At 36.9% G+C, this 13,398-nt stretch carries 9 protein-coding genes; all 9 read left to right on the forward strand.

Annotated features, from left to right (window positions below):
• Positions 1 to 64: 64 nt before the first annotated feature.
• Positions 65 to 1,066: a GlxA family transcriptional regulator gene (locus tag BGC7_RS00910; protein ID WP_242034404.1), complete on the forward strand. Its 1,002-nt coding sequence runs from the start codon at positions 65 to 67 to the stop codon at positions 1,064 to 1,066.
• Between the two features lie 277 nt (positions 1,067 to 1,343).
• Positions 1,344 to 1,964 (forward strand): RNA polymerase sigma-70 factor, encoded by a 621-nt coding sequence (locus tag BGC7_RS00915; protein ID WP_050699667.1) that lies wholly within the window; start codon positions 1,344 to 1,346, stop codon positions 1,962 to 1,964.
• Between the two features lie 243 nt (positions 1,965 to 2,207).
• Complete coding sequence (locus BGC7_RS00920) at positions 2,208 to 3,209, forward strand: FecR family protein (protein ID WP_050699668.1); 1,002 nt, start codon at positions 2,208 to 2,210, stop codon at positions 3,207 to 3,209.
• A 186-nt stretch (positions 3,210 to 3,395) separates the two neighbouring features.
• Entirely contained in the window at positions 3,396 to 6,737 is a 3,342-nt protein-coding gene (locus BGC7_RS00925) for a SusC/RagA family TonB-linked outer membrane protein (protein ID WP_242034403.1), read from the forward strand.
• 11 nt (positions 6,738 to 6,748) lie between these two features.
• On the forward strand, positions 6,749 to 8,359 hold the full coding sequence (locus tag BGC7_RS00930) for a RagB/SusD family nutrient uptake outer membrane protein (protein WP_050699769.1): 1,611 nt from the start codon (positions 6,749 to 6,751) through the stop codon (positions 8,357 to 8,359).
• Positions 8,360 to 8,382: 23 nt separating this feature from the next.
• The gene (locus tag BGC7_RS00935; RefSeq protein ID WP_050699770.1) at positions 8,383 to 9,330 is read left to right on the forward strand and encodes an endo-beta-N-acetylglucosaminidase family protein; all 948 of its coding nucleotides are present in this window, start codon (positions 8,383 to 8,385) and stop codon (positions 9,328 to 9,330) included.
• Positions 9,331 to 9,355: 25 nt separating this feature from the next.
• The gene (locus BGC7_RS00940; RefSeq protein WP_050699669.1) at positions 9,356 to 10,573 is read left to right on the forward strand and encodes a BT_3987 domain-containing protein; all 1,218 of its coding nucleotides are present in this window, start codon (positions 9,356 to 9,358) and stop codon (positions 10,571 to 10,573) included.
• Positions 10,574 to 10,783: 210 nt separating this feature from the next.
• Positions 10,784 to 11,491, forward strand: coding sequence for a DUF1573 domain-containing protein (locus tag BGC7_RS00945; RefSeq protein WP_157258608.1), 708 nt, complete (start codon positions 10,784 to 10,786; stop codon positions 11,489 to 11,491).
• A 16-nt stretch (positions 11,492 to 11,507) separates the two neighbouring features.
• Positions 11,508 to 13,397, forward strand: coding sequence for a beta-galactosidase (locus tag BGC7_RS00950; RefSeq protein ID WP_050699771.1), 1,890 nt, complete (start codon positions 11,508 to 11,510; stop codon positions 13,395 to 13,397).
• Position 13,398 lies beyond the last annotated feature (1 nt).

Genomic DNA, 13,398 nt, shown 5'->3' on the forward strand with positions numbered 1-13,398 from the left:
ACCTTTTGACATTCTCTAAAAAAGATATTTCCTTTATAGATAAACCTGTAAAATAAATATGACTATGGCGTTAAATATAAAACATATAGTAATATTAGTCCCTCGAAATTCTACGTTACTGACTACTGTAGGCCCATTAGAAGTTTTTACCAAAGCAATAGATCAGTTTTCTTGTGCGCAAGAGAAGCCGGACTTTGTATATCAGACACATGTAGTATCTATGGAAAAGGAGAAATTAATAAACACTTCTTCAGGTCTTCCTATTATGAGCGAAGGATCATATTCGAAGATAGATTATCCTATAGATACTCTTATTATAACAGGATTAGCACGAGATATCGAGATAGATATAAGAACGCAGATGTTAGATTGGTTAAGAGAACAATCGAAGGCTATTCGTCGGATATGTTCGGTATGCTCAGGGGCTTTTATTCTTGCTGAAGCAGGATTGTTAGATGGAAAGAAAGCTACAGCGCACTGGTCAAAGAATGAAGAGTTGGCTCAAATGTATCCTTTGATAGATGTGCAAATAGCACGCATCTTTGTCAAAGACAATAATATATATACGGCAGCAGGTATTACTTCGGGGATGGATCTGGCTTTGGCTCTCATCGAAGAAGACCTAGGACAGTCATTTGCTTTGCAAGTTGCACGATGGTTGGTTCTATATCTGAAGCGCCCCGGAAATCAGTCTCAATTTAGCACTCATTTAGATTGTAAAAAGATAGGTAATCCGACTATACGAAAAGTCTGTGAGTGGATTTTAGAGCATTTGCGAGAAGATATAACAGTAGAAAATCTGGCGGAATATGCCCTTATGAGCCCTCGCAATTTTGCTCGGGTTTTTGTTCGGGAATTAAGGGTGACTCCGGCCAAATTCATTAATAAACTTAGAGTAGAGAATGCTAGCCGGCATTTGATCGAAACAGAGTTGTCGTTGGACGAGATTGCTTATCATTGTGGACTAAGAACAGGAGAGAACTTAAGACGCCAATTTATCAGTCTTTTTGATACTACGCCTGCTCAATATCGGAAAAGTTTTCAGACTTCGCTATGCGATGTGTAATTTTGATTATATTTTAGTCGCTTTTTGTTAAAATAGTGTAAGGTATACTTTGAAAATAATTCAATATTGCTACTTCATTCTTACACTTGCTGTTGTATAACATTATAAATATCTATAATAACTGTACTGAATAAGTATATTTTTGTATTTGGATAAATTTTAATATTTTTGACTCCGATATAATCAAAGCTAAGCGTAGATCTGAGTTGTAATGCTATTTTAGAATTTAATAAATTAAATCGAAATCTTCGGTGATATTAAATTAATATCAGAGCTTATGGGGCAAAAAACATTCGACGATGATCAAGACATAATTGGTCTTCGGACAGGAGATGAACTCTATTTCGAAAAAGTATATAAAAAATATTTTGCAGGGTTGACTGCCTTCGCTTCACAATATATTTCTCTCGAGGATGCTAAAAGTATTGTTCAGGAAACAATGCTTTGGCTATGGGAAAACAGAACCTCGTTAAATCCTAATTTGTCTTTGAAATCGCTGTTGTTTACTATTGTAAAGAATAAATCTCTGAACAAAATAACTCATATCGAAACCAAAAGCAGAGTATTACAGATTATAGAAGAAAAATATCAGGAACAGCTAAGCGACCCCGACTTCTATTTAGAAAAAGAGCTTATAGGTTTGTATGAGCAAGCACTGGAAAAACTTCCTCAAGAATTTCGTAAAGCTTTTGAGATGAATCGGCTTGACGGCTTTACTCACAAAGAAATAGCAGATAAATTGGGAGTCTCGCCTCAAACAATTAACTATCGTATCGGACAAGCATTGAAAATTCTTAGAAAAGAATTGAGGGATTATTTGCCTCTGTTCATTATTTGTATTTCAGCAAGCGATAATCCTTACATTGAACACTTATTCGATTCTTTGTTTTTAAACTAAAGTGAATTGTAGTCATTATAATAGCTGTGTATCTTTTCAATATACTTCCCTTCTAATCATTAATATGGACTATAGAATTATATGACCTTAGAAATCATGTTTGTGATTTCTAAAGTTGCTACAGTATTTCTTTATAAAAATACTGTGCTTTATCGAGAGACTTTAAAATATTTAAAAAAAAAGACAAAACTGTTTAGTATGTTTCTTTTTTGAATTGTATCAATTACAAAGAGGTTAAGAAAAATGGATCAAAAAATAGATAATCAAATATTAATATCATATCTGAACAATCAGCTAGATGCATCTCAATCCGAAGAAGTAGAAGCATGGTATTGGGCATCCAGAAAAAATCAGAATCTTCTGGAACAATTATATTATACTCTCTTCATTGGAGAACGCTTGTATGCCATGAACCAGATTGATGTGGAAGCCTCTTTCAAAGAGCTGCAAAAACAAATTAAGAGTAGAAGGCCTAAGCCTTATATGAGGATTCTGAAATATAGTGGACGCATAGCCGTTGCAGCAGCACTTGTGGGTCTTCTGTTTATGGCCGGATTATTTATAAAAGAAATGCACGATACTTTATCGCAGCCCTTTGTTGTTGTTACAGACTTAGGAGAACGCACACATACTATTTTACCCGACGGAAGTAAGGTTTGGGTTGCTGCGTATAGTAAAGTAGAATACTACAATCCTTATCCTTTTTCGAAAGAAAGAAGGGTGAAACTGGAAGGCGAAGCATATTTTGAAGTAAAGAAAGATGAATCTCATCCGTTTATAGTCAATAGTGGAAATCAGTCAACAAGAGTTTTAGGTACTAAATTTAATATTCGGGCTAATAAAGGTGACCGATATATGGTTACAACTCTTATTGAAGGACGCATACAGCTAACTTCTCCTTTATTAGCAGAAGAAGGGGTGTATATGAAACCCAACCAACAATTCAGAATAGATACTCAAACAGGGAAATCTGAACTTTATGATTGTTCATATGCCGAAGAGTTTGTCAGTTGGATAGATGGTTCTTTACATTTCAGGCAAACGACGTTAGCTGAAATTGCTTTAGATCTGGAGCGGTATTATAATGTAGAAATAATTATAACAACCGATAAACTGAAAGAAGAACGTTTTACGTGTGATTTTGAAACATCTGATAATATTTATCAAATATTTTCTATTCTCAAGTTAACCAATAAGTTCAATTATAAGATAGAAAACAGACGGGTTACCATTTTTGAAAATTAAAGTGGTTGTGTTGCCCCATATTTAGTTTATGTAAAAGCTTACCTCGAAATAATAAAAACAATCCATTAAAAACCAATTGTATGAAACATTGAATTTCTACTCTAATGCTGTACACAAAAAAGAGACAGCAAATTCCTTTATTCTAAACTATTATTTATTAAAGTATTGAATTAAATGATGAAAACTATGGAAAAACCAACAGACAAAATTGCTGTTTGTTGTAGTAAGGCATCGAAATGCCTGAGAGGAAGGCTATTCCTTCTCTTACTTGTTTTGTCGGGTTTGACGACTTCCGTTTTTGCCCAAACGGCCCGTGTCAATTTAAATTTTAAAGACACTCCTGTTACAGATATTTTACAGGAAATCAAAAAGCAAACACAATTGTCTATTGTGTACAATGTTAATGACCTTGATCTAGCTAAAAGCATATCTATAAATGTGCAAAACGAGGAAGTAGGTAACGTATTGAAACAAATACTGTCACCGCTAGATTTGACTTATTCTTTTAAAGACAATCATATTATATTGGCGAAAAGAGAAAAAGGAAAAGATGTGAAAGCTGACATTCCGGTTACCGTTACGGGAACTGTTATTGATGCAAGTGGAGAACCTCTAATAGGGGTGAGCGTAAAAGTACAGGGAACAACACATGGAACTGTGACTGATATTGATGGTAAATTTTCATTGAAAGCTTCTGTCGGCAACAGGTTGGAATTCTCTTATGTAGGATATACAACACAAAACATCAGAGTTGCTGATGCTAATCCACTAAAGATAACAATGGCTGAAAATACACATTTGATGGATGAAGTCGTTGTTACAGCTTTGGGTATCAAAAAAGAAGCAAAATCATTGTCTTATAATGTGCAACAGATTAGTGCCAGTGAGGTTACTAAAGTGCCGGATGCCAACTTTATCAATAGTCTTAGCGGAAAAATAGCCGGGGTGACAATCAACAGTGCCTCTTCCGGGGTAGGTAGTGCTTCACGTGTGGTAATGCGTGGTACAAAATCTATATCGGGAAGTAATAATGCCTTGTATGTGATAGACGGAGTGCCTATGTTTAACGTAGAAAGAGGTGAAATCACAGATCGTTTTTCCGGAGCAGGACAGTCCGGAGATGCTCTTGCGAACATTAACCCTGACGATATTGAAAGTATTTCGGTACTTAGTGGAGCCTCTGCTGCTGCATTGTATGGTAGTGCTGCTGCTAACGGGGTTGTTATGGTAACTACAAAGAAAGGTCAAGAAGGAAAGACTTCTATCAACTTCTCTAATAGTACCACCTTCTCTGAAGCTTTGGTATTGCCTGATTTCCAAAATACTTACGGAACATCTAGTGCAGGAGATTTTTATAGCTGGGGTGATAAAAGCGCTACACCTTATTCTTATTCTCCAAAAGATTTCTTCCAGACAGGATATTCCTTGACTAACTCGTTGAATCTATCTACGGGAACAGATAAGAATCAGACTTATGTTTCTGTTGGTAATATGATGGCGGAAGGAATTATCAGGAATAATGACTACAACAGAATTAATTTTACATTCCGTAATACGACTAAATTCTTGAATGATAAATTGATTCTCGATTTGCAGTATACATTGAGTAATATTAAGGAAGAAAACATGGTTGCTCAGGGTGAATATCACAACCCGATTGTTCCTGTTTATCTTTTCCCTGCAGGAGAAGATTTTCAGAAAGTAAAAGCATTTGAAAGATACGATGCATCGAGAAACTTCCCTGTACAGTATTGGGATTACGATGACGGTATGGGACTTCAAAATCCTTATTGGGTAACAGATAGAGAGCTGTTCCAAAACAAAAAGAACCGTCATATGACTACAGCATCCTTGAAATACGAACTCACAAAGGGAATCAACCTGTCGGGACGTTTCAAATTGGATCAGTCAAATGAGAAATCTGAAAAGAAATTTAATGCATCAACAAACAATCTATTTGCTTCTAAAACCGGATACTATTCGTTAGATAATGTTACTAGCCGTCAGATGTATGGAGAAGCATTGTTGAATATAGACCGTTATTTCTTAGAAGATAAACTAAATCTGATTGCCAATATTGGAGCAAGTATTGATGATATTCGCTTCGATCGCGATCTGTATGGAGGTAAACTCGCTAAAGTACCTAATATGTTTTCATATAGCAATGTGGCGAGATCAACTGCTGAGGCGATTCAGACTGGTTACATTAAACAAAAACAATCTGTTTTTGCCAGTATGCAATTAGGTTATAAGAGTATGGCGTATTTGGATGTTACAGCCCGTAACGACTGGCCATCGACACTAGCTAATACTAATAACTCTTCGTTCTTTTACCCTTCTGTCGGTTTGTCTGGAATTATAACAGAAATGTTCAAGATCGACACATGGGTGATGCCATATATGAAATTGCGTGTTTCTTACTCTGAAGTGGGAAATGAACCGTTGTATCATATTACTATTCCAACTTATCTTGTGGCAGATGGTACACCATATACTCAAACAAGGCTGCATAACCCTTATTTGAATCCTGAGCGTACAAAAGCATGGGAAATAGGAGCTAATTTTGGCCTTTTCAAAAATAAACTAAAGGTAGACGCTACATTATACAAATCAAGTACCTACAATCAGATATTTGATGTGCCTCTAGCTGCCACTTCTGGATATACAAGTATCTTCCTGAATGCAGGAAAGATCGACAATCGTGGGATTGAACTTTCTGCCAGATATGGAGATAAGATAGGCAAATTCTCATGGAGTACTTATCTTACTTATTCATTGAATCAGAATAAGATAGTTAAATTAATTGACGAGAATACAAAAAATCCTGTAAATGGAGATGATATTACATTACCATCATTCGATATGGCCGGAACAGGTAACTATCGTATCTCTCTCAAAGAAGGTGGATCAATGGGCGATATATATGTAAGTTCGATAAGAACAGACGAACATGGTGTTATCTATGTCGATCCTCTATCCAATAAAGTTGTGGCAGAGTCTAACAAGTTTATCTATGCCGGTAACGCTGCTCCAAAATACAACCTTGGATGGGGTGGAGATTTTGGTTGGAATGGTATTTCTTTAAGTTTCTTAGTGTCAGCCCGTGTAGGTGGTGTTGTGGTATCTAATACACAAGCTCTTCTTGATTATTATGGAGTATCTAAAACGACAGCTGATGCTCGTGATGCCGGAGGTGCTTTGGTTAACGGTTACCGTATTCCTGCTAAAGATTACTATCAAACAATTGGTGCACCTAATGGTGGAGCTGCTTCTATGTATACATATAGTGCAACTAACGTACGATTGGGAGAACTTACTTTGGGCTATGATGTGCCTGTCAGCAAATGGACAAATGTTATTAAGGGATTGAATGTGTCGTTTATCGGTCGAAACTTATTCTTCTTGTATAGAAAAGCACCTTACGATCCGGAAGTAACAGCCAGTACAGGAACATATTTCCAAGGGATAGACTATTTTATGCAGCCAAGCCTTCGCAATCTTGGATTTTCTGTTAAACTTCAATTCTAATAAATATGATTATGTTAACAAATAGATTATATAAATATGCTAAACTGATAACCACAAGCGTTATTGTTGGCACGTTTACCATGGGATGTACTGACTCATATATGGATTATAATGAGAACAAACATCAGGCAAGTGAATATCAGATGTCTTTGGACAACCTTAAGACAGGAGCCTTCTTTTCTCAAATGCAACGAAATGTAGTAATATTTAAAGATGGAGTAAATGCAAGTAGTGACTATCAGGTTGCTCAAGGGCTTTCTTCCGATCTTTATGCCGGATATGTAGCTCCAACAGGAACATGGCTCGGTGGTGTACATAATGGATCGTATGCATTTCAGACAGGCTGGATTGCTCAGATGTTCGAAAAACCATTTGTATATGTTATGCCTGCATGGCAATCAGTTTCGAAAATTTCTAAAGATCAAGGACTTCCTCATATAGCTGCTTTGGCCACAGTTGTTAAAGTTGCAGGAATGCATAGAGTTGCAGATACATATGGTCCTATCCCTTACGTTAACTTTGGAGGAGGTGAATTACAGAGCGGATACGATTCGTTAGAAGATGTCTATAAAAAATTCTTCGAGGAGTTGGATAAATCAATAGATGAATTGACTGCTTATGTAATAGGTAATCCGGGAGTCAAAATCATGGAAGACTTCGATTATGTGTACCAGGGTGATGCTACAAAATGGGTGAAGTTTGCTAATACTTTAAGACTTCGTTTAGCAATGCGTGTAGTATATGCAGATGCTACTCTAGCTCAAAGAGAGGCTGAAAAGTCAATAAATAATCCTATTGGAGTGATTACTGCATCTAATGAAAAAGCAAGTCTGAAGCATTCGTCAGATCTTATCTATTATCACCCATTGTGGGAGATAAAAGACTTTAATGCCGGAGAAGCTAGAATGAATGCCAGTATGGATGCTTATATGAATGGATATGCAGATCCGCGTCGTGCTAGATACTTTACTCCTGCTGTTTCGGATGGAGGATATCATGGCGTACGTTTAGGTATTGTTACAACAAGCTGGGGTGATTATGTAGGAAACAAAATCTCGAGCTTCAATATGGATCAGAGCTCTACAGAAATAGTTTGGATGAGTGCTGCTGAATCATATTTTCTTCGAGCAGAGGGAGCTATACGTGGCTGGAGTATGGGAGGCACTGCCCAAGACTTTTATGAGAAAGGTATTGCTGTTTCTTTCGAAGAAACAGGAGCCGGAGCAGCTACTACTTATATTGCCAGTTCTGCCACTCCTGCGGCTTATGTAGATAATGCTAAAGGTTCGAACGGAATGGTTGCCCCTAGTACTATTGCTATAAAATGGTCTGAAACAGATACTAATGAAAAGAAGCTGGAACGTATTATTACACAAAAATGGATTGCTATGTTTCCTAATGGACCGGAAGGTTGGGCTGAATTTCGCCGCACCGGATATCCTAAGCTATTTCCTGTAGTAAGTAATAGAAGTAACGGTACTATTAATACAGATATTCAGGTTCGTCGTATTCCATACCCACAATCGGAGTATAATAAGAACGAAGCAGGAGTACAATCTGGTATAGCTAAACTTGGAGGTGCCGACAATGGAGGTACTAAACTATGGTGGGACAAAAAGTAATTCAAAAATTAAAAATGAATATTATGAAATTTAGAATTATATATTTAATCGCAGTTACGGTGGCAGCATTAGCTTTTGTCAGTTGCGATACCGATGTCGAGACTTTAGAAATACAGAAGCCATATACGTATAGCGAAGAGTATTATGCTGCTTTGCGTGAATACAAAAAATCTGACCATCAGATTAGTTATGCGTATTATGAAGCGTGGTCTCCTGTAGAAGGTGTAGAAGGAACAAAATATCCGTCTTCTTGGGGCGAACGTATAATGGGATTGCCTGATAGTATTGATATCGTAAATCTATGGATGGGAATACCCACAGCAAGTACACATCCTCTAGCCTATCAGGATATGAAGTTTTGTCAAGAGAAGAAAGGTACTCGCTTTGTAATGCATGCTGATGCTTCTCACTACAGACATAAGTTTACTGTTGATGGAAAAGAATATGATATGGGGAATAATCGTAACAATCTTAACGATGAAATGATGGCTGCATATGCAAAATGGATTGTAAATCAGGTACTAGAACCGGGTCTTGATGGTGTAGACGTAGACTGGGAAGGCTGGGAATCTCCCGATTTGTCAAGGTTAATAAAAGAACTGGCCAAATATTTCGGGCCAAAGAGTCCAGATCCGAGTAAACTGCTTATAGTTGACTTTTTTAGTCATGTTCCGCCAACAGATATAATACCTTATTGCGACTATTTTGTCAGCCAGTCTTATTCTAATCAGACCGGTGGTATTTATCATCCATCTGGTTTTCCTTACGAGAATATGATCTATTGCGAGTCATTTGGTGTTTTCTATGCTGATGGAGGCAAACTCCTTGACTATGCAAGGTGGCAGCCGGCAACAGGTCGTAAAGGTGGCTGTGGTGTTTTCTTCTTAGGAAGGAATTACTATTCTGCATCGGGTATTCCTTATAATGAATTCCGTCAATCTATTCAAATAATGAATCCTGCAGCTCATTAATATTCACTTTAAATGGTAAATTAATATGAAAACTAAAAATATATATATTATTCTCTTATGTCTCGTAGCCATCTTAGGCTCTTGTACAGGAGATGATAAATTTGATCCTAACAAAAACTATCTGATGTTTACAGGTACCGAGAGGGAACCTTTTGTTCAGTTCCAGTTAGACGATACACCATCATCTCATACTGTAACTACTTCTTCTACACGAAAATTGACAGAGAATGCAATTGTTTATTATGAGATAGATAATGCTGCACTCGAAGAGTATAATCAGAAGAATAAGACTACTTATTTTGCTGTGCCCGAGTCATCTGTGAAATTATTGGAAAATCACGATACCATTTATGCTGGAAAGGCTGCATCTACAGGTGCCAGAGCTCAGATTATTTCTACAGAAGATTGGGTAGATGGACGTACGTATGTTGTTCCTGTATCGGTTAAGAACATATCGGGAGGAAGTCTGGAAGCGCTAAATTCTTCTAAGACTGTATTTCTGAAAGTTTCTCGCAAAATAATGTTCAGTTCATTGGATGTTTCGGATAATAATTTGTACAGTGAATTTTTGTTTGAAAAATCAAAACAAGGATTTACTCCTATTGATCTTCCTCAATTTACCTGTGAAATAAAAGTATATCTTACCGAAAGCAAGCCGGGTAGAATCAGACGTTTATGTAACTGGGGTGGTGTAAATGGACAAAATATGCTCCGTTTTGGAGAATCTGGTATGGATGGGGATCAGTTGCAATGGGTTTCTCCTGCCGGTAGTATTCCTTCCAAAACCTTATTCTCGCCTAATAGATGGTATACTGTCTCTTTAACTTTCGATGGAAGCAGATATACAATGTATGTTGACGGGGTAAAGGATAACGAAATCAATGGCGGAGATAAATCATTTAAATTCACTAAATTTGAAATAGGAATGTCTTGGGCTGGCTATACTTCTTCTCAGCGAGTAAGAGGTAGAATTTCTGAGATTAAGCTATGGAAGAAAGCTCTCGTATCAAGTGAAATTCAGCTTGGAATGTGCGGTCTCGATCCTAAGACAGAAGGGCTTGTTGCTTATTGGAAAATGAATGAAACATCAGGAGCTATTTTCCATGATGCTACAGGGAATGGCTATGATATAGATTGGTCTGATACTTGGCGTTCTCCGAAAGAAGATGATGTTTATCAGCCATACAATAAGAGCAGTTATGTGAAGTGGCTTAAGGATGAGAAAAACGAATGTTATCAATAATAGGTAACTCTATTGATAATAAGATATTCAAGACTCTTTTAGAGTCATAATAAATTTTCAGTTTTGTTCAATCTTTATACTGAGAATCAGATGTAGATAAAGATTTATTTGGTCTATCAAAGAGGCGGTTTCCTTCTAAACCGAAAACCGCCTCTTTTTTTACTATAACATTAGTATTTCATGAAAAACAATTTTTTATATCTATTTCTAATGTTTTTTTTCAGTGCAAATCTTTTTGCACAAACTCCATCATCTCAACTCTCATATGATAAGCGTATCCACGACTTTGGAGAAATACAAGAGAAGGATGGAAAAGTATCCCATACATTTATTTTTACCAATACCAGTAAAGTTCCTGTTGTAATAGGTGGTACTCATAGCGGTTGTGGTTGTACCTCGACAGACTATACTAAAGAACCTATCAAACCAGGTAGTACAGGAAAAGTGACAGTAACATATAATCCTGCAAATCGTCCCGGCTTTTTTTCTAAAGAAATAGTTGTTTTTTCTAATAATGCGAAAAACTATACCCGTATATGGGTAAAAGGAACAGTAGTTCCTTCCTTGCGTCCGGTAGAAGAAGACCATCCATACAATCTAGGAAGTGGACTTCATTCTAGTCTCAAGGTACTTACTTTTGGTTCTGTGAAAAGAGGCGAAAGCAAAGAAATAGGCATGTTCTATGCCAATAATACAGAAAAAGAAATGAATCTTACCTTTATTGTAGAAGGTAATCATTCCAATATAACGTTTACTAATCCGGGCAAACTAGCGCCGAAAGGAAGAGGGAAAATAAACTTCAAATATACCTCTTCATCTAAAAAACAAGAACGCTTGACTTTCAATATCTATCCTTATGTGAACGAAAAAAAAACGTCAACCCCGATAATTGTTAAAGTAACTGAAATAAGTGATTAATTATAAGATATATAACATGAAGTTTAAAAGTGCTTTTTATTTACTATTTTTCTTCTCTGCTTTTCTCTCTTTCGATGGTGTAGCTCAAAATAAACACACATTTGAAATAAAACAAGGCAATTTCCTATATGATGGTAAGGCAATCCAAATTCATTCGGGTGAAATGCATTATAGCAGAATACCCCATCAATACTGGCGTCATCGTATGCAAATGTTGAAGGCAATGGGGTTGAACAGCGTTGCCACATATGTATTTTGGAATCATCATGAAATTTTACCCGAACAATGGGACTTTGAAGGGGATAAAAATCTGGCAGAGTATATTAAGATTGCAGGAGAAGAAGGCTTACTTGTTGTCTTGCGCCCGGGGCCCTATGCCTGTGCCGAATGGGAATTTGGAGGTTATCCATGGTGGTTGCAAAACATATCCGGTATGGAGCTTCGCAGAGATAATCCGGAGTTTCTGAAACGTACAGAAATTTATATTAATCGTTTATTTAAAGAAATAGGACACTTACAGATAACTAATGGTGGTCCTGTAATTATGGTACAGGTGGAAAATGAGTTTGGCTCTTATGTATCACAAAGGAAAGACATTCCTCTAAATGAGCATCGTAGTTATAATGCAAAAATAAAAGACCAGTTAGTTAGAGCTGGATTCAATGTCCCATTGTTTACCTCGGATGGAACATGGTTATTCGAAGGCGGAGCTATAGATGGAGTATTACCAACGGCTAATGGAGAAGGTAATATTCTAAATCTGAAAAAAGCAGTTGATCAGTATCATGGCAATAAAGGGCCTTATATGGTAGCAGAATTTTATCCGGGATGGCTTGCACATTGGGCAGAACCACATCCGGCTATAGATGCTTCTAATATTGCCCGACAAACAGAGGAATATCTGAAAAATGATATTTCATTCAATCTCTATATGGCTCATGGAGGTACAAATTGGGGATTTACCAGTGGAGCCAATTACGATAAAAAACATGATATACAACCAGATCTTACCAGCTACGATTACGATGCCCCTATAAGCGAGGCGGGGTGGGCAACACCTAAGTTTGATTCGTTGCGTGCTGTGATTAAAAAATATGCTCAATATGATATTCCGGATATACCGGCACCTTTCTCTACAATAGAGATACCATCGATAAAGCTAACAAGAGTTGGTGATGTATTGAGTATTCTCGAAAAGCAGAAAAGTGTTCAGAGCACTACTCCTCTTACATTCGAACAACTGAATCAGGGATACGGATATGTTTTATATTCTCGTAAGTTTAACCAGCCTATCAGCGGCACTCTTGATGTATCAGGATTGCGTGACTATGCTGTTGTCTATATCAATGGAGAGAAAGTAGGAGAACTGAACAGGTACTATAATAATTATACTATGGAGATTGATGTCCCGTTCAACTCTACCTTAGAAATCCTTGTTGAAAATATGGGGCGCATCAATTATGGACCTGAAATAGTAAACAATAAAAAAGGTATAATAAGCCCTGTAAAGATTAATAATATAGAGATCGAAGGCAACTGGGAAATGTACACATTGCCAATGCAGGAAGCTCCTGATTTAGATAATATAAAAAAGAATGATGTGTTTAATGTACCTGCTAAAACGAAACAGTTACAAGGGAAACCTATTATTTATGAAGGAGTTTTCGACTTGTCCGAAGTCGGAGATACATTCCTTGATATGGAAAATTGGGGAAAAGGCATTGTGTTCATCAACGGCATTAATATCGGGCGTTATTGGCATGTAGGCCCACAACAAACCCTGTTTATTCCCGGAGTCTGGCTTAATAAGGGGAGCAATAAGATTGTAATATTTGAGCAGATCAATAGTGAGTTGAAAAGTGAAGTGAAAACAGTGAAAACCCCTGTTCTGAATAAATTAAAATAAA

Origin of the sequence: Dysgonomonas sp. BGC7 (assembly GCF_001261735.1) — a bacterium.
Taxonomy (GTDB): Bacteria; Bacteroidota; Bacteroidia; order Bacteroidales; family Dysgonomonadaceae; genus Dysgonomonas.